This window comes from Amycolatopsis keratiniphila subsp. keratiniphila (assembly GCF_001620365.2).
GTDB classification, from domain to species: domain Bacteria; phylum Actinomycetota; class Actinomycetes; order Mycobacteriales; family Pseudonocardiaceae; genus Amycolatopsis; species Amycolatopsis keratiniphila.
Genome location: NZ_LQMT02000030.1, coordinates 126,952 through 147,663, shown reverse-complemented (window position 1 = coordinate 147,663; position 20,712 = coordinate 126,952). Strand labels below are relative to the sequence as shown.

Genomic DNA, 20,712 nt, shown 5'->3' with positions numbered 1-20,712 from the left:
CTTTACCCCCTGTGAGCCGTGTTCTCCCTGTTTAACGGGGGTGTGGCTCGCCCGTCTGCGTCACCTGACACGTAACGTGCCGTGAATAACATCCGTTCAGACCTGTATGTAAGGGTTGATAAATACAGACCTGTCTGTATCTTCAGTGGCAGCAGCGACCCGGCAACGACAAGGAGCGTCGTGGTGGCCAACAAGGTGTACGTCGTCGGCGTGGGCATGACGAAGTTCGAGAAACCCGGACGCCGCGAGGGCTGGGACTACCCGCAGATGGCCAAGGAGTCCGGGACCAAGGCGCTCGCCGACGCCGGGATCTCCTTCGACGAGGTGCGGCAGGCCTACGTCGGCTACGTCTACGGCGAGTCGACCTCGGGGCAGCGCGCGGTCTACGAACTCGGCATGACCGGGATCCCGGTCGTCAACGTCAACAACAACTGCTCGACCGGGTCGACCGCGCTCTATCTGGCCGCGGAAGCGATCCGGGGCGGCCGCGCGGACTGCGCGCTCGCGCTCGGCTTCGAGAAGATGCAGCCTGGATCACTGGGCTCGACCTACGACGACCGCGAGCAGCCGATGGGCAGGCATATCCAGGCGCTCGCGGAGATCTCGGAGGTGCTCTTCCCTCCAGCGCCGTGGATGTTCGGCGCGGCGGGCCGCGAGCACATGAAGACCTACGGCACCACCGCCGAGCACTTCGCCAAGATCGGCGAGAAGAACCACCGGCACTCGGTGAACAACCCGTACGCGCAGTTCCAGGAAAGCTATTCCCTGCAGGACATCCTCGATTCGCGGATGATCTACGACCCGCTCACCAAGCTCCAGTGCTCGCCGACCTCGGACGGTTCCGGCGCGGCGATCCTCGCCAGCGAGTCCTTTGTGGACTCGCATGGGCTGGCCGGGCAGGCCGTGGAGATCGTCGGGCAGGCGATGACCACCGACTTCGCCAGCACCTTCGACGGGACGGCGAAGAACATCATCGGCTACGACATGAACGTCCAGGCCGCCCGCCAGGTGTACGACCAGGCCGGGCTCGGCGCGGAGGACTTCCAGGTCATCGAGCTGCACGATTGCTTCTCCGCCAACGAACTCCTGCTCTACGAAGCGCTCGGGCTCTGCGCCGAAGGGGAGGCCGGGAAGCTCGTCGACTCCGGCGACACCACCTACGGCGGAAAGTGGGTCGTCAACCCCTCCGGCGGGCTGATCTCCAAGGGACACCCGCTCGGCGCCACCGGCCTCGCGCAGTGTGCCGAACTTACCTGGCAGCTGCGCGGGACCGCCGACAAACGCCAGGTCGACGGCGTCCAGGCCGCGTTGCAGCACAACATCGGACTCGGCGGCGCCGCCGTCGTCACCGCCTACCAGCGCGCCGAGCGCTGATCCCGAAAGGAAAGAACCATGGGCAAGATCAGTGCCTCCGTCGAACTCCCCGCCGCTCCCGACAAGGTGTGGGCGGAGTTCTCCAACCCCAACAACTTCGAGAAGTGGCTGACCATCCACACCAAGTGGAAGGGCGAGGTCCCCGCGGAATTCTCCAAGGGAGCACAGGCTTCCGAGGTCGTCACGATGCTCGGGATGCCGAACACCATCACCTGGACCGTCGACGAGTTCGAGGCACCGTCGAAGCTGGCGATCTCCGGCACCGGGATGGCCGGGGTGAAGGTCAAGTTCGAGCTGTCCGTGGAGGCGTCCGGAGACGGTTCACTCGCCAGCATCGACGCGGAGTTCGCCGGTCAGATGATCGTCGGCGCGCTCGGCAAGGCCGTCGAGAAGGACGGCAAGAAGAACCTCGACGCCTCCCTCGAGAACTTCAAGGCGCTGGTCTCGTGACCGAGCGGTTCGACCCCGGCGGGCTCGGCAAATGGACCGACGACTCGCGGTTCGAGGTCACCCGCGAGCGGCTGATCGAGTACGCGAAGGCCACGAACGACCCGATCCCGGCACATCTCGCCGGTGACGTCGCGAGCCCCGTGTTCGCGATCGTGCCGGTGTTCGAGTCGCTGATGGAGCCCGCGCTCGAGGTCGTCCCGGTCGGCTTGTTCGGCCGGATCGTGCACGGGGAGCAGGAGTTCCGGTTGCACCGGCCGATCCGTCCCGGCGACAAGCTCGTGTCGCGGGCGCGGATGACCGGCTACGAAGGCTTGCCGAACGGCACCCGCGGCACCATCCACCTCGAATGCCGGACCGACGACGGCGACCTGGTCAACGAGCAGTACGTGACACTGTTCGTGCGAGGGTTCGACACCGGGGAGACGCGCGGCGAACTCGGGCCGGACCACAAGTTCGACGAAGGCCTCCGTGCGCAGGCGCCGGTGGCGAAGGTGAACCAGCACGTCGACGACGACCAGACCTATCGGTACGCGCCCGCCGCCGGCGACCCGATGCCGATCCATCTCGACGAAGAGGTCGCGAAGGACTCGGGGCTGCCGGGGATCATCGCGCACGGCCTGTGCACCATGGCGTTCACTTCGTGGGCGCTGCTGACCGAGGTCGCCGAGTCCGATGTGGACAGACTGAAGCGGTTCGCCGTCCGGTTCGCCAAGCCGGTGCTGCCCGGCCAGGACCTGACGACGCACATCTGGCGCGCGGGCGCCGGGAGCTACGCGTTCGAAACAACCGTCGGCCAAACCGTCGTGATCAAAGACGGTCTCGCGGAATTCGCGGAGTAGGAGCAAAGCCATGGGAGCACTCGACGGACGCGTCGCCGTCATCACCGGCGCCGGACGCGGGATCGGCCGCGAGCACGCGCTGCTGTTCGCGCGGGAGGGCGCGAGCGTGGTGGTCAACGACCTCGGCGGCGCGAACGACGGCAGCGGCAGCGACGCCGGGCCCGCGCAGGAGGTCGTCGACGAGATCCGCGCGGCGGGCGGGAAGGCGGTGGCGAACACGGCCAACGTCGCCGACTGGTCGGGCGCCGAGGACCTGGTCGCGCAGGCGGTGGGTGAGTTCGGCAGGCTGGACGTCGTCGTGAACAACGCGGGCATCTTGCGCGACGCGTTCATCGCGGGACTGGAGGAGTCCCAATGGGATTCCGTGATCGCCGTGCACCTGAAGGGGCACGCGGCGGTGCTGCGGCACGCGGCCGCGTACTGGAAGAGCGCGAGCAAGGCCGGCGAGCCGGTGGCGGGTTCGGTGATCAACACCGCCTCTGCGTCCGGGACCACACTGCCTAACGCTGGCCAGGCGAACTATGGCGCGGCGAAGGCGGGTATCGCCGCGCTGACGCTGGTCGCCGCCGAGGAGCTGGAACGCTACGGCGTGCGGGTGAACGCGATCGCGCCGATCGCGCGCACGCGGCTCACCCTGGCGACGCCGGGCATGGGCGCGATCTTCGCGCAGGAAGTGGAAGAAGGGGAGTTCGACGCGTTCTCCCCGGCGAACATCTCACCGCTGGTGGCCTACCTGGCGACCGAGAAGTGCCCGCTCACCGGCAAGGTGTTCGCGGTGCAGGGCGGCGCGATCTCCGAACTCGCGGGCTGGCACGACGTCAAGGTGATCGAGACCGAGGCCGCCTGGGAGATCGACGACATCGCCGCGAGGCTCCCGTGATCGAGTGGTCCGAGACAGAACTGCTGATCAGGGACGCGATCCGGGAGTTCGTCGACAAGGAGATCCGGCCGCACCTCGACGCGCTGGAAAGCGGGACGCTGCCGCCGTACGACATCATCCGGAAGATGTTCGCGTCCTTCGGCATCGACGCGCTCGCGCGGGAATCGGTGTCGAAACTGCTGTCGAAGTCTCCTGGATCAGGTTCGGGTGGCGGTCTGGCGTTCGGTGGGCAGGAGGCGATGGCGCTCATCGCGGTGAGCGAACTGGCCGGGGTCAGCCTCGGCATCGTCGCTTCGCTCGGCGTGAGCATCGGGCTGACCGCGCAGACGATCCTGACCAAGGGCACGCAAGCGCAGAAGGAACGATGGCTGCCTGGGCTGGCGACGTTCGAGAAGGTCGGGGCGTGGGCGATCACCGAACCCGACTCCGGCTCGGACGCTTTCGGCGGTATGAAGACGTCGGTGCGGCGCGACGGTGACGAGTACGTCCTCAATGGACAGAAGACGTTCATCACCAACGGGCCTTATGCCGACACGATCATCGTGTACGCGAAGCTCGACGACGGCTCGGACGTGCGGGATCGCAAGGTGCTGACGTTCGTGCTCGACAAGGGCATGCCGGGACTCACCCAAGGCAAGCCGTTCAAGAAGATGGGCATGATGTCGTCACCGACCGGCGAGTTGTTCTTCAGCGACGTCCGGCTCGGGCGGGACCGGCTGCTCGGCGAGTCCGAGAGCGGCCGCGACGGTGACAGCAAGGCCGAGGTGAAGTCCGGGTTCGCCGTCGAGCGGATCGGGGTCGCGGCGCTGGCGCTCGGGATCATCAACGAATGCCACCGGTTGTGCGTGGACTACGCGAAGAACCGGAAGCTGTGGGGCCAGGAGATCGGGCGGTTCCAGCTGATCCAGCTCAAGCTGGCGAAGATGGAGGTCGCGCGGATCAACGTGCAGAACATGGTGTTCCAGCTGATCGAGACCCTGCGCGCGGGCAAGATGCCGACGCTGGCCGAGGCTTCGGCGATGAAGCTGTACTCGTCGGAGGCAGCCACCGAGGTCGCGATGGAGGCCGTGCAGCTGTTCGGCGGCAACGGGTACATGGCGGAGTACCGGGTGGAGCAGCTGGCGCGGGACGCGAAGTCGCTGATGATCTACGCGGGGAGCAACGAGATCCAGGTGACGCACATCGCGAAGGGCCTGCTGGGCCGCTGAGGGAGCAAGGGACCTTTGCTACCACTCGGGATCCGGCGGCCCGACGGACGACACGCGTGATCGGACGGACGACACGCGTGATCGGACGGACGACACGCGTGATCGGACGGACGACACGCGTGATCAGATGGACGACACGCGTGACTGAAGGCGTGACTCGCGTGATTGGGGCCGGAACTCGCGTGATTGGAGGCGGAACTCACGAGGTGGGTGAGTTCCGGCTTCAATCACGCGAGTTACGCGCCCAATCACGTGAGTGCGGGGTCAGTCGCGTTCGATGAGGTGACCGACGACCTCGGGGCCGGGGTGGGCGTGGCCGGAGCCGTCGCGCCGGAGGTCGACCTCGGGGAGTTCCACCGGGTCGCCGTTGCGGGCGGCACCGGCGGGACGCGGACCGATCCAGCCGACGATCAAGCGCGTTTCGCCCTTGAGGAACCGCTGCGCCCGGACACCGCCGGTCGCGCGGCCCTTGGCCGGGTACTCGCTGAACGGGGTCACCTTGACGCTCGCGCCGGTCGCGGTGACGACCATCGGCTCGCCGTGTTCGGCGTCGTCGGTGCGGATCGCGCCGAAGAAGACCACTTCCGCGTCGCCGCGGACGACGATGCCCGCCATGCCGCCGCCCTTGAGACCCTGCGGCCGCACCAGCGAAGCGGCGTAGCGCAGCAGTGACGCTTCGGACGACAGGAACGCCAGCGTCTCGTTGCCGTCGGTGAGCCAGGTGGCACCGACGACCTCATCGCCGTCCTTCAAGCTGATCACGTCGAACTCGTCGGAGCGGACCGGCCATTCCGGCGCGCACACCTTCACGACGCCGTGCTTCGTGCCGAGCGCGAGGCCGGGGGAGCCTGCGGCCTGCTCGCCGAGCGGGGCCAGGCCGATGACGCGCTCGCCCTTCTCCAGCGGCGCCAGTTCCTTCGCGGCCATACCGCCGCGAAGCGACACCGTGCCCGCCTGTTCGGGCAGAACCGGCAGCGGCAGCACGTCGGTCTTGAACGCGCGGCCGCGGTTCGTCACCAGCAGCACCTGCCCGCGCGCGGTCGAATGGACCACCGCGGCCACCGAGTCGTGTTTGACGCGGCCGTTGCGGCGCCGCACTTCCGACGCCTCCTCCGATTCCGCCGCGGTCCGGGCGACCAGCCCGGTGGCCGACAGGATCACCTGGCACGGATCGTCGGCGACCTCCAGCGGACCCGACGGCTTCGACGCGGCGAGGACCTCCTTGAGGTCACCGTCGATCAGCGCGGTGCGGCGTTCGGTGGGGTGGTCCTTGGCGACCTTGGCCAGCTCGCCCGAGACGACCTTCTTCAGCACCGACTCGTCGTCGAGGATCTTCGACAGCTCGGCGATCTCCCCGCGCAGCTTGTCCTGCTCGGCTTCGAGTTCGATCCGGTCGTACTTGGTGAGCCGCCGCAGCGGGGTGTCCAGGATGTAGGTCGCCTGGATCTCCGAGAGCTTGAACCGCTTCATCAGGCCGTCCTTCGCGGCCGCGGCGTTCTCGCTGTCGCGGATCAGCTTGATCACCTTGTCGATGTCGAGCAGGGCGATCAGCAGACCGTCGACCAGGTGCAGACGCTCTTCGCGTTTGCGGCGCCGGTAGCGCGTGCGGCGGGTGACGACCTCGTAGCGGTGGCTGAGGAAGACTTCCAGCAGTGCCTTGAGCCCCAGCGTCTGCGGCTGCCCGTCCACCAGCACCAGGTTGTTGATGCCGAACGACTGCTCCAGCGGCGTGAGCCGGTACAGATCCGCCAGGAGCGCCTGCGGGTTCACGCCGACCTTGCATTCGATGACCAGCCGCGTGCCGTTCTCGCGGTCGGTGAGGTCCTTGACGTCGGCGATCCCGGTGAGCCGCTTGGACTTGTTGACCTCGTCGGTGATCTTCTCGATCACCTTCTCCGGGCCGACGCCGTACGGGAGCTCGGTGATGGTGATCGCCTGACGGCCGCGGCTGCCTTCCAGCGGCCCGGTCTCGGCGCTGGCGCGCATCCGCACCACACCACGGCCGGTCTCGTACGCGCGGCGGACCTCGTCCAGCCCCAGCAGCGAACCACCGGTCGGCAGGTCGGGACCCGGGACGTACTCCATCAGCTTGTCGAGGGTGGCGTTCGGGTGGTTGATCAGCCACCGCGCCGCGCCGATGACCTCGGACAGGTTGTGCGGGATCATGTTGGTCGCCATCCCGACCGCGATCCCGGACGTGCCGTTCACCAGCAGGTTCGGGAAGGCCGCGGGCAGCACCGACGGCTCTTCGAGCGAGCCGTCGTAGTTCGGCCGGAAGTCGACGGTGTCCTCGCCGAGCTCACCGACCAGCAGCATCGCTTCCGGGGACAGCCGCGCCTCGGTGTACCGCGAGGCGGCCGGGCCGTCGTCGGGGGAGCCGAAGTTGCCGTGCCCGTCGATCAGCGGGACGTTGAGCGAGAAGTCCTGCGCGAGCCGGACCATGGCGTCGTAGATCGCCGTCTCACCGTGCGGGTGGTACTTGCCCATCACGTCGCCGGTGACACGCGCCGACTTCACGTACGCGTGCGAAGGCCGGTAGCCGTTCTCGTTCATCGAGTGCATGATCCGGCGGTGCACCGGCTTCAGACCGTCCCGCGCGTCCGGGAGCGCCCGCGAGTGGATGACCGAGTAGGCGTACTCCAGGTACGAATCCTCGATCTCCGTCTTCAGCGAGTTGTCGAAGACGTTCGCGCCGGGCTTGTCGAACGCGGAGGGATCGACCTTGGTGGTGGTGCCCTTGCGGCGTGCCATTGCTCAAAGCTCCTTGAATAGCAGCGAAATCAGGCGTCGATGGCTTCGCGGTCGACCCGGTCGGAGGATTCGACCAGCCAGTTGCGGCGTGGCTCGACCTTCTCGCCCATCAACAGTTCGAGCGCGTTCTCCGCGGCTTCGACGTCGTCGAGGGTGATCCGGCGGACCGAGCGGGTGGCCGGGTTCATCGTGGTCTCCCACAGCTCGTCGGCGTCCATCTCGCCGAGACCCTTGAACCGCGGCACCGGCGTGACGATCTGCTTGCCCGCCCGCTCCAGCTCCGCGTACTTGGTCTCCATCTCCTTCTGGGTGAAGGTGAAATGGGTTTCCGGGTTGCGGCCCTTGGTGACCAGTTTGTGCAGCGGCGGCATCGCGGCGTAGAGCCTGCCGTCCTCGATCGCCGGCCGCATGTACTTGGCGAACAGCGTGATCAGCAGCGTGCGGATATGCGAACCGTCGACGTCCGCGTCGGCCATCAGGATCACCCGGCCGTAGCGCATGGTCGACAGGTCGAACGTGCGCCCGCTGCCCGCGCCGAGCACCTGCACGATCGAGGCGATCTCGGCGTTCTTCAAGGTGTCGCCGAGCGACGCCTTCTGGACGTTGAGGATCTTGCCGCGCAAGGGAAGCAGCGCCTGGTACTCCGAGACGCGCGCCATCCGCGCCGAACCGAGGGCGCTGTCACCCTCGACGAGGAACAGCTCACTGCGGGCGACGCCGGTGGTGCGGCAGTCGACCAGCTTCGGCGGCATGGCCGCGCCTTCGAGCGCGGTCTTGCGCCGGGCGGCGTCCTTCTGCTGCTTCTGGGTGAGCCGGACGCGTGCCGCGTCGACCACCTTCTGCAGCACGATCTTCGCCTCGGACTTGGTCTTGCGCTCTTCGGTCCAGGCGCGGATGTGCTTGTCGACGATGCCCTGGATGACGCGGGTGATGCCGGCGGTGGACAGCTCGTCCTTGGTCTGCGACGTGAACTGCGGCTCGGGCAGCCGGACGTGGACGACCGCCGTCATGCCTTCGAGCACGTCTTCGACGGTGGGCATGTCCTCCTTGGGCTTGAGCAGCCCTCGGGTTTTGGAAATGGCGTCCTGCAAGGCTTTCAGCACCGCGCGGTCGAAACCGCGGCGGTGGGTGCCGCCGTGCACGTTGCGGATGGTGTTGGTGAAGCACTCCACCGTGCGCTCGTAGCCGGTGCCCCAGCGCAGCGCGACCTCGACCTCCGCGTGACGCACCACATTGGACTGCATGACACCGCTGGCGTCGGCCGCGTTCTCCTTGTACGTGCCCTCGCCGTTGATGATCAGCGTGCCGCAGACGGGTTTTTCGCTGTCCGGGGCGAGGAAGTCGACCATGTCGGCGAGGCCGTTGGGGAAGTGGAAGGTCTCTTCGCTGATCGAATCGTCCACGGCCGTGCGCAACACGTACGTGACGCCGGGGACGAGGAACGCCGTGTTGCGCATCTTCGCGCGGACGCCTTCGACGTCGAGCGCGGCGCCGCTCTCGAAGTAGCGCGAGTCGTACCAGTACCGGATCGACGTGCCGGAGCGCTCCCCGCGCTTCATCTTGCCGGTGATGTTCAGCCCGGACTTGCGGGTGAACTTGGCCTTCGGGCCGGGCCCGTCGAACACGCCGGGGACGCCGTGCGCGAACGACATCTGGTGGACCTTGCCGCTCTGCTTCACCGTGACGTCGAAGCGGTGCGACAGCGCGTTCACCGCCGAGGCGCCGACACCGTGCAGACCACCGGAGGTCTTGTAGCCGGAGCCGCCGAACTTGCCGCCCGCGTGCAGCCTGGTGAGCACCAGCTCGACGCCGGACAAACCGGATTTGGCGTGCGTGCCGGTGGGGATGCCGCGGCCGTCGTCGTCGACCTGGACGCTGCCGTCGGCGTGCAGGGTGACCACGATCTTCGTGGCGTGACCCGCCACGCCCTCGTCGGTCGAGTTGTCCACGACCTCGGAGAACAGGTGGTTGATACCGCGGCTGTCGGTGGAGCCGATGTACATCCCGGGGCGCTTGCGGACCGCTTCCAGACCCTCGAGATGCGTCAGGTCGTCGGCCCCGTACAGGGTCTCAGCAGTCACTGGGTACTTCTCCTGGAGTCGTGGCTCGCGAACTAGCTCGTGGAGGTGGTGTTCAACGCGACACCGTACTGGAGGATATCCGCCCCCTCCGACAGCTTCGTTCTCCCGAGCCCCCGGTGTGGCGCATCACCCTGTCCCGATGGGCGGGTCACGGCTGGGGAAAGCGGCTTCCACCGGGCTCGGATGAGGCGTTATCGTTTCCGGTGTCACAGGGTGACGGGGGGAACAAGGTGGCCGTCGGAACCGGTCGCACACGCGTCTCGACCGCACAACGCGTCGTGAGTCTCTGGTATTTCGTGGTGGTCGTCGGGTCCTTCGGCATGCTCGCGCTGCTCCCGGTCGCGCACGCCGCGATCCGGCTGCGGCGGGGCATCCTCTGGCTGTTCGTGCTCGGCTACGGCGGCATCGCCGTCGCGATGACGTTCTTGCTGGAGCGGGCGGCGTCGGAAGGCGAGTCGGAGGCGATGCTCTCGTTCGCCTGGCTCTTCGGCACGATCCTGTTCGTCACCGTGACCTGCGTCCACCTCGCCAGGTTGCGGACGAAGATCCTCTATCCGCCGCCGACGGCGTGGGTCGAGTCCGGCATGCACTGCGGGCTGTTCTCGATCGACATCTCCGGTTTCGGCCAGGTCGGCCGCAGCAGCGAGATCTTCGTCCAGGTCCGGCGGATGCTCTTCGGCCTCCTCGCCACTGCCTTCGAGGCCAGCGGGATCGCCTGGGACGCCTGCCTGAAGCGCGACACCGGGGACGGCATGATCGTCGTGGTCCCGCCGCATTTCCCGAAGTTCCGGCTGGTGTATCCGCTGCTTTCCCGGCTGACCGCGGAACTGGCCCGCTACAACGTCGTCACCGAACCCGGTCTACGGATCCGGGTGCGGGTGGCGATCCACGCCGGCGAGATCGCGCTCGACGAGTACGGCGTGACGGGGCGGCCGAAGGTGCTGCTTGCCCGGCTGCTGGACTCGCGCGTGCTGCGGGACGCGCTCGCCGAAGCGCCGGACGAGTCGCCCGTGGTGGTGCTCGTGTCGGACCGGTTCCACGAGGACGTCCAGGACCAGGGCGGCCCCGGTCTCGACACGATGAGCTACCGGCAGGTGCTCGTGCACGAGAAGGAGACCGAGGTCCGCGCCTGGCTGCACGTCCCGGATCCGGTGCTCAAAGAGCTGCCGTGAGGACCTCCAGCGCGCTGTGCTGACGGGCCGCGTCGATCTTGTCGACCGGCCCCGCCCAGCGCAGGCCGTGCTGGTCGAGCGACGTGCGGTTGTTCGTGATCGTCGCGTTCGCTTGGCGCGTCAGGTAAGCGCGGTACGGCCTGCCCGCCAGCGCCCGGTCCAGCTCGCCGAGCCCCCTGGCGTACGCGCCCTTGAACGACGGCCCGTCGGCGCCGCAGTCACCGGATTCGCACGGGTCGCGCAGGATCCCGTTCGCGTGCAGGAGCGACGTGGTGGTGGAGGCGTCCGCGAGCCGCCGGGCCGTGGTGAGCAGGGCGGCGTCACCGGTCGCGCGCCGCAGTTCGACCAGCGCGCCGAGGACGATTCCCTGGTTGTAGCTCCAGACGGCCTGGCCGTTGTTGGCGCAGGAGGCGTTCAGGCCGTCGTTGATCAGGGAACTCCCGTTGATCATGCCGCTCGCGCGGAACCAGTCCCAGACCTCGCGTGCCCGCGCCAGCTGGCGGGTGTCGCCGGGGAGCCGGTTGTGCAGTGAGGCGGCCACCTTGACGTACAGCTCGTTGGTGACGGCGTTCTTGTACGTCTTCGCCGTCGACCACCAGAGCCCGCCGCCGCAGGTGCCGTCGCGGTAGGAGTACATGTAGTCCGCCGCGATGACGGCGGTGTCGAGATAGCGGCGATCCTTCGTGAGGTCGTAGGCCCGGATCCAGGCGAGCGCCCACCAGCCGGTGTCGTCGATGTATTCGTTGGTGAAATTGTTGCCGCGGTTGCGGTCGAAGGTGTTGCCGATGGCGTAGCGGTAGTTCTGTGAGCCGGTTCGCGTGCTGTAGTCGAGGATCGCGGTGAGCGCGTTCGCCGAGTTCCACCAGCCCGTGGTCTGCCAGAGCCCGGTGCCGTCGTCGTAGAACTGCATGAGCGCGGTGGCCGCGGCCTCCGTGCGGTCCTTGGCTGCGACCGTGGTGCGGAACCAAGCCGTGCAGGCGATTTCCGGCCGGTTGCCCGCCTTCCCGCAGGCGCGCAGGGCGCCGAAGCGGTGGGTGGCGGGGTCGTCGACGTTGAACATCAGGGTTCGCCAGCCGCGTTGACCGGCCGGGATCTTCGTGTCGCCGATCCGGCTGTCGCCCGCCCACGTGCGGCCGCCGTCGAAGGAGCGGTCGAGCCAGACTTCGTCGCCGGGGTCGCCGTTGCCGATGCTGCCCCAGCCCATGTTGTCGCCGTCGGAGAGGTGAAGCGTGATGGCGCGGCCCCATACGGAGGCCGTGCCGGGTCTTCTTTCGCCGACGGCCAAGGCGGGGTCGCGGCTGTCGCAGTACTTGGCGCAGATCGTCGCCGCGACGGTGGGTTCGGGAGTGGTGGCCGGCGTGAGAGCGAATGTCAACGTTGTCACAAGCAGGGAGGTGAGCCACATGGATTCGAGTGTGGGGGCGGTCACTTTTCGGGCCGATCAAGTCACCCTTTCAGCCCGCGTCGATGGTCTGGAATACTTCTTGCGTGCGTGAAGTTGAACGCTCAAGCAACGTAACCCCGGCCTAGGGAGCAGGTCATGCAGTTCGGAATCTTCACGGTGGGCGATGTGACGACCGACCCGACCACCGGGGAGGCGCCCAGCGAGTACGAGCGGATCAAGGCGATGGTGCGGATCGCGCTCAAGGCCGAAGAGGTCGGCCTCGACGTCTTCGCGACCGGCGAGCACCACAACCCGCCCTTCGTGCCTTCGTCGCCGACGACGATGCTCGGCTACATCGCCGCGCAGACGTCGAAGATCATCCTTTCCACCTCGACCACGCTGATCACCACGAACGACCCGGTGAAGATCGCCGAGGACTTCGCGATGCTGCAGCACCTCGCCGACGGCCGCGTCGACCTGATGATGGGACGCGGCAACACCGGCCCGGTGTACCCGTGGTTCGGGCAGGACATCCGGCAGGGGATCCCGCTCGCCATCGAGAACTACCACCTGCTGCACCGGTTGTGGCGCGAGGACGTGGTCAGCTGGTCCGGCAAGTTCCGGACACCGCTGCAGGAGTTCACCTCGACGCCGCGGCCGCTCGACGGTGTCCCGCCGTTCGTCTGGCACGGCTCGATCCGCAGCCCGGAGATCGCGGAACAGGCCGCCTACTACGGCGACGGGTTCTTCGCGAACCACATCTTCTGGCCGAAGGAGCACTTCCAGGCGTTGATCAACCTCTACCGCGAGCGGTACGAGCACTACGGGCACGGCAAGGCGGACCAGGCCATCGTCGGGCTGGGCGGACAGGTGTTCCTGCGGCCCAAGTCGCAGGACGCGGTGCGGGAGTTCCGGCCGTACTTCGACAACGCGCCGGTGTACGGGCACGGGCCGTCGCTGGAGGAGTTCACCGAGCAGACGCCGCTGACCGTCGGCAGCCCGCAAGAGGTGATCGACAAGACGCTGACCTTCCGCGAGCACTTCGGCGACTACCAGCGCCAGCTGTTCCTGATGGACCACGCCGGCTTGCCGCTGAAGACCGTGCTGGAACAGCTCGACCTGCTGGGCGAGCACGTGATCCCGGTGCTGCGCAAGGAACTCGACTCGCTTCGGCCGGCGCACGTGCCGGAAGCCCCTACGCACGCTTCTCGTTTGGAGGTCCTGGCATGACCACGATCGCTGTCGTCACCGCCGGTTTGAGCCAGCCGTCCTCGACGCGGTTGCTCGCCGACAAGCTCGCCGCGGCGGTTTCCGTCGCGCTGCCGGAGGTGAAGATCGAGGTGATCGAACTCCGCGACCTGGCCGTCGACGTCACGAAGAACATGCTGACCGGGTTCCCTTCCCCGGCCCTGCGGGCGGCCATCGACACGGTGACCACCGCGGACGCCCTGATCGCCGTCACGCCGGTGTTCACCGCGTCGTACAGCGGACTGTTCAAGTCGTTCTTCGACGTGCTGGACCAGAAGGCGCTCGACGGTAAGCCGGTGCTGATCGGTGCCACCGGTGGGACCGAACGGCACTCGCTGGTGCTCGACTTCGCGCTTCGTCCGCTCTTCGCCTATCTTCGCGCCGAGCCGGTCGCGACGGCGGTGTACGCGGCTTCGTCGGACTGGGCTTCTCCGGGCGACCTCGACAAACGGGCGTCGCGGGCTGGGCGGGAACTCGCCTCGCGGCTGTCTTCGGACTCGCCCGCTGGAGCTCCGGAGAGCGGGTTCGTGCCGTTCGAGCAGCTGTTGGCCGGTGGGTGAGCAAGGGACCTTTGCTCTCGTGAGCTCTCGTGAGTGGCGAGGCACGTTCAGGGAGCCGACTGTGTGGATATTGGGGCGTTGGATGACCAGAAATCCACACAGTCCCTCCGTGATCGGTCCGGTTACGAGGGGGTGTGTGGATATAGGGACATTCAACGTCCCTATATCCACACACCCCTTACTCGCGGTGACCCCCACACTCGCCGGCCACGACACGAGGCGCATTCAGGGGGCGGCCAGATCGGCCGTTCGTCGAAGGGCGCGCGGGTCTCGGAGTTCGATGACATCGGACGGCCGTCCTTGCCGCTTACGAGGCGCGTTCAAGGGGTCGGCCAGACCGGCCGGATCTCGACGGTCGCGAACTTCGAGACCGGATGCTTCGACACGACCTCGATCGCCTCGTCGAGATCGGCGCACTCGATCAGGTCGTAGCCGAGGATCTGTTCCTTCGTCTCCGCGAACGGCCCGTCCGAGACGAGCAGTTCGCCGTCGCGGTGGCGCACGGTGGTCGCGGTGGCAGCCGACCGGAGCCTGCTGCCGGACAGCCGCACCCCGCGCGCGGTCATCTCGTCGACCCATTCCTGGGTCCGTTCGTCCAGCGGGTCATCGCAGTCGTCCGCACCGGGGAACGGCGTCCCGCAGATCAGCAACATGTAGCGCATCGGTCCTCCTCAGGTCGTACAGTTCATCACCCCGACGAACGGTCTCCTCCGAAACAGACCATCAGGACCAGCGCTTTCCCGTCCCGACCGGCACAATCGAGGGAACGGACGACGGCGAGGAGACGACGGTGGGCATCGGAAAACCCGTGAAGCAGGTGTTGATCCTGATCGCGGGCCTCATTCTCCTGCTGGTCGGGATCGCGCTGCTCGTGCTGCCAGGGCCCGGGTTGCTGCTGGTGCTCGCGGGTCTGCTCGTGCTGGCCTCGGAGTTCCCCGCCGTGGAGAAGTACGTCGATCCGATCCGCGACAGGGCGATGAAGGCGGCCGAGGACAGCGTTTCGTCTCCGCTGCGCATCGCGGGTTCGGTGCTCGCGGGGCTCGGGCTGCTGGCCGCGGGGGTCGTCTGGGGACTCGTGCCGGGGTTGCCCCTCGGCGGCTGGAGCACCGGGTCGAGCCTGATCCTTTCCGGGCTCATCCTGTTCGCGTTGCTGATCTGGAGCTACAAGCGGGTGCAGGCGCGGAGGGCCGCGAACGCCGAATAACAGCCGGGTGGTCTGGTACCGTGACGCCGCGTGGCACCCGACTTCCAGCGCGCACGGCGGCCGGAACAGGTCGAGGCCCGGCGCGCGGCGATCCTCGGAGTGGCGCGCGAACTCCTGGCCGAGCGGCCCGTCTCCCGCATCAGCCTGCGGGAACTGAGCGATCGGGTGGGCCTGGCGAAGTCGAACGTGCTGCGGTACTTCGACAGCCGGGAGGCGATCTTCCTGGAGGTCCTGGACTCGGCCTGGGTCTCGTGGCTCGATGAACTCGAAGGCGAGCTGACCGCCCTCGACGGTCCCGGCTACGAGCGAGTCGCGAGCGTCATCGCGACGTCGATCTCGCGGCAGCGCCTGCTGTGCGAGCTGATCAGCACGATGGCCGCGGTACTGGAACGCAACATCTCCGTGGAGACCGCGCGGGCGTTCAAGACGCGGGCCGCTGAACGGACCGAACGGCTCGAGGGAATCGTTCGGGCTCGAGTGACGCTGGACGCCGAAGCGGGCGGGTACTTCGCGAAGGCGGTCTTCATCCTCGTCGCGGGACTGTGGCCCTACGCGAACCCGGGCGAGGCCGTGGCGACGGTCCTGGCCGAACGCGGAGCGCCCGACGGCCAGGCGATGTTCGTCCACGGCCTGACCGAAGGGCTGGCGAACCAGCTGGTCGGCCTGGCTGTTCGCGCAGGTCAGCGGCCCGAGTGGTAGCAAAGGTCCCTTGCTCCCTTCCCGCACGCGCCGGGCGAGGAGACCCTGCATAAGGTGAGCGGAACCCACTTGCACAAGGAGCGATCATGAGCCCAGGCGGCACCCTCACCCTCGGCGATCTCACCGTGAGCCGGATGGGCTACGGCGCCATGCGGCTGTCCGGCCCCGGCATCTGGGGCCCGCCGAGCGACCGCGACGCCGCGATCGCCGTCCTCCGCGAGGCGGTCGAGCTGGGCGTCACCCATATCGACACGAGCGACTTCTACGGTCCGCACACGACCAACGAGCTGATCCGCGAGGCCCTGCACCCGTACCCGGACGAGCTGCACATCGTCACGAAGGTCGGCGCGAAGCGGTCTCCGGACAAGGGCTGGCCGTCGGCGCTCTCGCGCGAGGAGCTGACCTCCGCGGTCCACGACAACCTGCGCAACCTCGGCCTCGACGTCCTCGACGTGGTCAACCTGCGGCTCGCGGGGGAGCACGGCGTCTTCCCGATCCCGGTCTCGATCAAGGAGCCGTTCGAGGTGCTCGCCGAGCTTCAGCAGCAGGGCCTGATCCGGCACCTCGGCCTGAGCCACGTCTCGGCGGAGCAGGTCAAGGAAGCGCGCGCCATCGCGCCGGTCGTCTGCGTGCAGAACGAGTACAACGTCGCGAACCGCGCCAACGACGGGCTCCTCGACGCCCTCGCGGCCATCAACATCCCGTTCGTGCCCTACTTCCCGCTCGGCGGGTTCACGCCGCTGCAATCGGGCGTGCTCGACGACTGCGCCCGCCGGGTCGGCGCGACGCCGATGCAGGTCGCGCTCGCGTGGCTGCTCCAGCGGTCGCCGAACATCCTGCTGATCCCGGGCACGTCGTCGCCCGCGCACCTGCGGGAGAACGTCGCCGCGGCGGACCTCGAACTGCCCGCCGACGTCCTGGCGGACCTCGACGCCCTCGCCTAGCCGTCCGTGAAGGCCCCCTTCCCTCGGCTCAGCCGAGGGAAGGGGGCCTTCACGCGCTTCAGAGGACATCCCGGCGCCGCAGCAGCCAGCCGCCGACACCGGCGAAGACGACCAGGTAGCCGGCCACCACCAGCGTCGCCTGCGAGGCGCCGACGAGTTCCCCGACTCCCGGCGTCGCGCCCGAAGCACCGAGCGACGCCGCCAGCGAACCGGCGTTGGCTCCCGGCAGCGCCAGCTGGAGCGTGGCGACCCAGTCCACCAGCGGGGCCGCGACCCCGAACAGCAGGTTCTGCACCACCAGCAGCCACACCAGGCCGAGCCCGATCGGCAGCGCGACCCCGCGCATCGCGATGGCGAGCGCCGCGCCGAGTGCCGCCCACGTCATCGCGATGAGCCAGCCGGCGCCGATCCCCGTCAGCAGCGATCCGAACGACGGCCAGTTCATCGGCTCGCCTTCCGAAGAGGCGATGAGCGCGCTGGTGGTCGCGCCGGTCGCGAAGCTCGTCAGCACGACGGTCAGCGAAGCGACGGTCAGTGCGAACAACTTTCCACTGTAGACGGTCAGCCGCGAAGGTCCTTGTGTCAGCACGGTCTTCCACGTGCTCCAGCCGTATTCGGTGCCGACGGCCAGCACCCCGAGCACGAGCAGGATCGCCCCGAGGAACACCGGCAGCCCGCCGATCGCGTTGCCGACCAGGTTCGACGGCAGGGTCGCGGCCAGCCCGCGATCCGTACCGGGGGCCCCGCTCGACGAGCCCGCCGCACCCGCGAGCGGCAGCAGATAGGTGAACGTCAGGCCGAGCGCGACGGCGATCCCCAGCATGAACCAGTTCGCCGGGCGCCGGACGAGTTTCGCCAGTTCGGCGGTGCAGCTACCCCACATGACCTGCCGCCTCTCCGGTGAGCTCGAAGAAGACCTGTTCCAGATCCCGTTCGCGGACGTGCAGTTCACGCACCGCGATCCCTTCCGTGACGAGTTCGCGGTTCAGCCACGACGCGCGGTCCGGCTCCACGGTCAGATCGAGACCGGTGCCGCTCTCGCGGACGTTCTCCGCGCCGATCCAGCGCCGCACCAGGCCGGCGGCACGCGTGATCTCGTCGGACTCGATGTGCAGCACCGTGCCACCGCGCAGTTCGGCCACCGTGTTCTCCGCGACCAGCCGCCCGTGCGAGACGACGCCGACGCGGTCGCAGATCTGCTGCACCTCGCCCAGCAGATGGCTCGACAGCAGCACGGTGCAGCCCTCCGCGCCGAGCCGCCGGATCAGCACCCGCATGTCGGCCATCCCGGCCGGGTCGAGCCCGTTGGTCGGCTCGTCGAGGATCAGCAGCCGCGGATCCTTCAGCAGCGCCGCCGCGACTCCGAGCCGCTGCTTCATGCCGAGGGAGTAGGTGGAATACCGGTCCTTGCCGCGATCGGCGAGGTCGACCATCGCGAGCGCCTCGCCGACGCGCAGCGGGTCCGTTCCGCTGTATCTGGCCAGAACTTTGAGATTGTCCGAGCCGGAGAGGTACGGGTAGAACCCCGGCGATTCGATCAGGGCGCCGACACCGTCGAGGTCGCCGGGCGGCCTGCCGAACAGCCGGACGCTGCCGGAAGTCGGCCGGACGAGGCCCAGCAGCATTCGCAACGTCGTCGTCTTGCCCGCGCCGTTCGGGCCGAGGAAACCGTAGATCTCGCCGGGCAGCACGGTCAGTTTCATCCGGTCGACGGCGAGTTGTTCGCCGTACCGTTTCGTGAGTTCGTCTGTGTCCACGGGAAGGTTCATGGTGACGAATGGTGTCCCGGGGGAGGCGGTCACCACATCCGTTCACGAGCGGCACCACGCGTACGTCGTCGGACGTAGCCGGATGGCCGGAATCCTGCGACATCTGTCGAAAACACCGGTACCGGACACCGCGGTGACGATCATAGGCTCGGCGGCGTGTCGAAAATCCTCTTGATCCTCCACGTGCTCGCCGCCGTCATCGCGGTCGGCCCGGTCACCGTCGCGGCGAGCATGTTCCCCGCCGCGGCGCGGAAGGCCTTCGCCGAACCGGGTTCCGGCCTGTCCGTGTTGCGCGCGCTCAACCGGATCTGCCGCGTCTACGCGATCTTCGGTATCGCGGTGCCGTTCTTCGGGCTGGCGACGGCGGGCAGCATGCGGGTCTTCGGCGACGCGTGGGTGATCGTGTCGATCGTGCTCACCGCCGCGGCCGCCGGTGTGCTGGCGTTGCTGGTGCTGCCCGGGCAGAACGCGATCCTCGCCGCGCTGGACGCGGAGCCGCCGTCGGCGCCGGTCACCGCCGGGCGGGTGGCGATGTACACCGGGATGTTCAATCTGCTGTGGGCCGTGGTGACGGTGTTGATGATCGTGCGGCCCGGATCGACCACCGGGGCCTGAGAAAAGCCTCGTGAGTGGATCCCCCACTCACGAGGCTTTTCTCAGGCGCTCAGCAGTTGGTTGAAGAACGACCGGTAGCGGCGAAGCGCGATCCGGAGGTCTTCGGTGGCCGGTTCGCCTTGACTCCACGCGGATTCCAATTCCTTCTTGTGGTCCGCGAAAGTCGTGGCCAGGTTCTGGATCACCACCGCGACGAGCTCGTCGGCCTCCTTGACCGCTCGCCGCGGATCGTCCACAAAGGCCGTCTGGATACCTTGCCAGCTGTCGCGGAACCGGTCGACGTCGGCGTTTTCGAACAGCGTCTGCGCTTCATCTTCGTTGGTGCGCTGGGGATCGGGGGCCACCAGGTCCTCGGTGCCCAGTGGGCGGCCGGTATCGCCGTCAGTGGTCCGATCCTCGTCGAGCCGTTCCGTTCCCTCGGTTTCCAGGGGCCTGCTTTCCATGGCTTTCCGCTCCTTCGCCGGCATCGGTCAACAGATCTTCGAACACTTCGCGGTAGTGCTTCATCGCTTCCCGCATGTCCTCTGTGGACATTTCGGATTCCCGGTGGCGCACCAGTGTGTCGTGCCCGGCGCGGTAGTGCCGCAACGCGTTCGCGTGCCGGACGGACAGATCCGCGAGCTGCTGGTCGTACCCTTCGGTCGGGTAGCCGCGCTCGGCCATCAGCGAGACCAGTACGCGGTCCGCCTCGACGACGGCGCCGGACGGGCGGTCGACGAACTGTTCCTGGATCAGCGCCCATTCCTGCGCGTACCGGTCTTTCGTGGTCTCCGGCAACGGCCGGATGTCGAGATCCGAGTGTCGTTTCACCCGCGACGAAAGCTCACGTTCGGCGTCCCGCGGACTTTCGTGTTCCTTCACGGCCCGGTCGTATTCGGGCCCGAACGTCTCGCGCAATCGCCGCCTGCGTTGTCCTTCGATGACGAACCAGGCGGCCGCACCCACCACCAGGATCGCGGCGATGACGATGATGATGACCAACCACGTGGGCATCGCTATCTCCTCCGGATATTCGCCGGTCATCCCCCGACAGGCAGCGAATTCCCCGCTTTTCGAGCCGGAAACCCTTGTGTCGCAAGAAGTTTTGGATCTTAGGCCGGATGGCGCAGTGAATTGATCTTTCTTGGGCCGCTTCGCGTGCGCTGGTGTGCGCATTGAGCGGAGATCGTGAGGTTTGCTAACCAGGCGTCCCCCTATTGGGTGCCGCCGATGACTCAGTGTAGGTAAAAGCTCCCGATCACTGCTCCGTTGTGGCACTATTGCCCCGTTCGCAGGAAGAGGGCCTGCGAACAGAGGGGGGCAGCCGTGAATGGGGCTGCCTGATATGACAAAAATGATCACCAGGGGAGGAGATCGTCAAATGTCGACGCCTACGGACGTCAAGGACCCCATCGGCGAGGAGGAGCCGGTCGACCCGGCTCAGCCCAAGCCCGACCAGGGAGAACACCGGCACGGTCCCGATTGTGAGCACCAGAACGAACGGGTCCGCGACTGCCCCGGCGGATGTGCTCAGACGCCGCCGCCCACTCCCTGA

The 20,712-nt window shown here is 67.7% G+C and carries 21 protein-coding genes; 13 read left to right on the top strand and 8 right to left on the bottom strand.

What is annotated here, in order from left to right:
• Positions 1–180: 180 nt before the first annotated feature.
• The 5 genes from AVR91_RS28995 to AVR91_RS28975 are packed head-to-tail and all read left to right on the top strand — an operon-like array spanning position 181 to position 4,751.
• Positions 181–1,374: a lipid-transfer protein gene (locus tag AVR91_RS28995; RefSeq protein WP_199755096.1), complete on the top strand. Its 1,194-nt coding sequence runs from the start codon at positions 181–183 to the stop codon at positions 1,372–1,374.
• An 18-nt stretch (positions 1,375–1,392) separates the two neighbouring features.
• Positions 1,393–1,824, top strand: a complete 432-nt coding sequence (locus tag AVR91_RS28990) for a type II toxin-antitoxin system Rv0910 family toxin (protein ID WP_016331679.1) — start codon at positions 1,393–1,395, stop codon at positions 1,822–1,824.
• Positions 1,821–2,663, top strand: coding sequence for a MaoC/PaaZ C-terminal domain-containing protein (locus AVR91_RS28985; RefSeq protein ID WP_063275712.1), 843 nt, complete (start codon positions 1,821–1,823; stop codon positions 2,661–2,663). Before AVR91_RS28990 ends, AVR91_RS28985 begins: the two co-directional genes overlap by 4 nt.
• 10 nt (positions 2,664–2,673) lie before the next feature.
• Positions 2,674–3,543 (top strand): SDR family oxidoreductase, encoded by an 870-nt coding sequence (locus AVR91_RS28980; RefSeq protein ID WP_063275711.1) that lies wholly within the window; start codon positions 2,674–2,676, stop codon positions 3,541–3,543.
• Entirely contained in the window at positions 3,540–4,751 is a 1,212-nt protein-coding gene (locus AVR91_RS28975; protein WP_063275710.1) for an acyl-CoA dehydrogenase family protein, read from the top strand. Before AVR91_RS28980 ends, AVR91_RS28975 begins: the two co-directional genes overlap by 4 nt.
• Positions 4,752–5,015: 264 nt before the next feature.
• Here AVR91_RS28975 and AVR91_RS28970 read toward each other — a convergent pair whose 3' ends face one another.
• Positions 5,016–7,502, bottom strand: a complete 2,487-nt coding sequence (locus AVR91_RS28970; protein ID WP_063275709.1) for a DNA gyrase/topoisomerase IV subunit A — start codon at positions 7,500–7,502, stop codon at positions 5,016–5,018.
• A 29-nt stretch (positions 7,503–7,531) separates the two neighbouring features.
• Positions 7,532–9,583 (bottom strand): DNA gyrase/topoisomerase IV subunit B, encoded by a 2,052-nt coding sequence (locus tag AVR91_RS28965; protein WP_063275708.1) that lies wholly within the window; start codon positions 9,581–9,583, stop codon positions 7,532–7,534.
• Between the two features lie 278 nt (positions 9,584–9,861).
• Between AVR91_RS28965 and AVR91_RS28960 the strand changes: the two genes are divergently transcribed.
• Positions 9,862–10,755 (top strand): hypothetical protein, encoded by an 894-nt coding sequence (locus tag AVR91_RS28960; protein WP_228709382.1) that lies wholly within the window; start codon positions 9,862–9,864, stop codon positions 10,753–10,755.
• On the opposite strand, the gene AVR91_RS28955 is transcribed toward AVR91_RS28960, so the two are convergent.
• On the bottom strand, positions 10,739–12,160 hold the full coding sequence (locus tag AVR91_RS28955) for a glycoside hydrolase family 76 protein (RefSeq protein ID WP_211282783.1): 1,422 nt from the start codon (positions 12,158–12,160) through the stop codon (positions 10,739–10,741). The two genes, AVR91_RS28960 and AVR91_RS28955, sit on opposite strands and share 17 nt — an antisense overlap.
• A gap of 135 nt (positions 12,161–12,295) precedes the next feature.
• On the opposite strand from AVR91_RS28955, the gene AVR91_RS28950 reads away from it, so the two are divergent.
• Positions 12,296–13,369: an LLM class flavin-dependent oxidoreductase gene (locus AVR91_RS28950; protein ID WP_016331687.1), complete on the top strand. Its 1,074-nt coding sequence runs from the start codon at positions 12,296–12,298 to the stop codon at positions 13,367–13,369.
• The gene (locus AVR91_RS28945; RefSeq protein WP_063275706.1) at positions 13,366–13,947 is read left to right on the top strand and encodes an FMN reductase; all 582 of its coding nucleotides are present in this window, start codon (positions 13,366–13,368) and stop codon (positions 13,945–13,947) included. Before AVR91_RS28950 ends, AVR91_RS28945 begins: the two co-directional genes overlap by 4 nt.
• Positions 13,948–14,267: 320 nt before the next feature.
• Here AVR91_RS28945 and AVR91_RS28940 read toward each other — a convergent pair whose 3' ends face one another.
• Entirely contained in the window at positions 14,268–14,609 is a 342-nt protein-coding gene (locus tag AVR91_RS28940) for a YciI family protein (RefSeq protein ID WP_063275705.1), read from the bottom strand.
• A gap of 128 nt (positions 14,610–14,737) precedes the next feature.
• Between AVR91_RS28940 and AVR91_RS28935 the strand changes: the two genes are divergently transcribed.
• The 3 genes from AVR91_RS28935 to AVR91_RS28925 all read left to right on the top strand — a co-directional run bounded on the left by AVR91_RS28935 (position 14,738) and on the right by AVR91_RS28925 (position 16,794).
• Positions 14,738–15,151 (top strand): PGPGW domain-containing protein, encoded by a 414-nt coding sequence (locus AVR91_RS28935; RefSeq protein WP_016331690.1) that lies wholly within the window; start codon positions 14,738–14,740, stop codon positions 15,149–15,151.
• 30 nt (positions 15,152–15,181) lie between these two features.
• Positions 15,182–15,850 (top strand): TetR/AcrR family transcriptional regulator, encoded by a 669-nt coding sequence (locus AVR91_RS28930; protein WP_063275704.1) that lies wholly within the window; start codon positions 15,182–15,184, stop codon positions 15,848–15,850.
• A gap of 86 nt (positions 15,851–15,936) precedes the next feature.
• Positions 15,937–16,794 carry an aldo/keto reductase family oxidoreductase gene (locus tag AVR91_RS28925; RefSeq protein WP_063275703.1) on the top strand — a complete coding sequence of 286 codons (858 nt, stop codon included), beginning with the start codon at positions 15,937–15,939 and terminating at the stop codon, positions 16,792–16,794.
• Between the two features lie 58 nt (positions 16,795–16,852).
• Here the strand turns inward: AVR91_RS28925 and AVR91_RS28920 are convergent, their stop codons facing one another.
• Together AVR91_RS28920 and AVR91_RS28915 are read right to left on the bottom strand one after the other, a co-directional pair.
• Positions 16,853–17,677 (bottom strand): ABC transporter permease, encoded by an 825-nt coding sequence (locus AVR91_RS28920; RefSeq protein ID WP_063272440.1) that lies wholly within the window; start codon positions 17,675–17,677, stop codon positions 16,853–16,855.
• Positions 17,667–18,563, bottom strand: a complete 897-nt coding sequence (locus AVR91_RS28915; protein ID WP_063272444.1) for an ABC transporter ATP-binding protein — start codon at positions 18,561–18,563, stop codon at positions 17,667–17,669. Before AVR91_RS28915 ends, AVR91_RS28920 begins: the two co-directional genes overlap by 11 nt.
• A 156-nt stretch (positions 18,564–18,719) precedes the next feature.
• Here AVR91_RS28915 and AVR91_RS28910 point away from each other — a divergent pair, with 156 nt between their 5' ends.
• The gene (locus AVR91_RS28910; RefSeq protein WP_037346056.1) at positions 18,720–19,178 is read left to right on the top strand and encodes a membrane protein; all 459 of its coding nucleotides are present in this window, start codon (positions 18,720–18,722) and stop codon (positions 19,176–19,178) included.
• A gap of 41 nt (positions 19,179–19,219) precedes the next feature.
• Here AVR91_RS28910 and AVR91_RS28905 read toward each other — a convergent pair whose 3' ends face one another.
• Together AVR91_RS28905 and AVR91_RS28900 are read right to left on the bottom strand one after the other, a co-directional pair.
• A complete protein-coding gene (locus AVR91_RS28905; protein ID WP_063272439.1) occupies positions 19,220–19,621 on the bottom strand; it encodes a hypothetical protein in 402 nt (133 codons plus the stop codon).
• Complete coding sequence (locus tag AVR91_RS28900; protein WP_063272443.1) at positions 19,560–20,171, bottom strand: hypothetical protein; 612 nt, start codon at positions 20,169–20,171, stop codon at positions 19,560–19,562. The genes AVR91_RS28905 and AVR91_RS28900 overlap by 62 nt, the downstream gene beginning before the upstream one ends.
• Before the next feature lie 367 nt (positions 20,172–20,538).
• Here AVR91_RS28900 and AVR91_RS43205 point away from each other — a divergent pair, with 367 nt between their 5' ends.
• Complete coding sequence (locus AVR91_RS43205; protein WP_158077416.1) at positions 20,539–20,712, top strand: hypothetical protein; 174 nt, start codon at positions 20,539–20,541, stop codon at positions 20,710–20,712.

Excerpts from the sequence above, each read along its gene's own strand:
- AVR91_RS28990 (WP_016331679.1), top strand. The coding sequence starts at position 1,393 with ATGGGCAAGATCAGTGCCTCCGTCGAACTCCCCGCCGCTCCCGACAAG.
- AVR91_RS28980 (WP_063275711.1), top strand. The coding sequence starts at position 2,674 with ATGGGAGCACTCGACGGACGCGTCGCCGTCATCACCGGCGCCGGACGC.
- AVR91_RS28970 (WP_063275709.1), bottom strand. The coding sequence starts at position 7,502 with ATGGCACGCCGCAAGGGCACCACCACCAAGGTCGATCCCTCCGCGTTC.
- AVR91_RS28955 (WP_211282783.1), bottom strand. The coding sequence starts at position 12,160 with ATGTGGCTCACCTCCCTGCTTGTGACAACGTTGACATTCGCTCTCACG.
- AVR91_RS28950 (WP_016331687.1), top strand. The coding sequence starts at position 12,296 with ATGCAGTTCGGAATCTTCACGGTGGGCGATGTGACGACCGACCCGACC.
- AVR91_RS28945 (WP_063275706.1), top strand. The coding sequence starts at position 13,366 with ATGACCACGATCGCTGTCGTCACCGCCGGTTTGAGCCAGCCGTCCTCG.
- AVR91_RS28940 (WP_063275705.1), bottom strand. The coding sequence starts at position 14,609 with ATGCGCTACATGTTGCTGATCTGCGGGACGCCGTTCCCCGGTGCGGAC.
- AVR91_RS28925 (WP_063275703.1), top strand. The coding sequence starts at position 15,937 with ATGAGCCCAGGCGGCACCCTCACCCTCGGCGATCTCACCGTGAGCCGG.
- AVR91_RS28920 (WP_063272440.1), bottom strand. The coding sequence starts at position 17,677 with ATGTGGGGTAGCTGCACCGCCGAACTGGCGAAACTCGTCCGGCGCCCG.
- AVR91_RS28915 (WP_063272444.1), bottom strand. The coding sequence starts at position 18,563 with ATGAACCTTCCCGTGGACACAGACGAACTCACGAAACGGTACGGCGAA.
- AVR91_RS28905 (WP_063272439.1), bottom strand. The coding sequence starts at position 19,621 with ATGGAAAGCAGGCCCCTGGAAACCGAGGGAACGGAACGGCTCGACGAG.
- AVR91_RS28900 (WP_063272443.1), bottom strand. The coding sequence starts at position 20,171 with ATGCCCACGTGGTTGGTCATCATCATCGTCATCGCCGCGATCCTGGTG.
- AVR91_RS43205 (WP_158077416.1), top strand. The coding sequence starts at position 20,539 with ATGTCGACGCCTACGGACGTCAAGGACCCCATCGGCGAGGAGGAGCCG.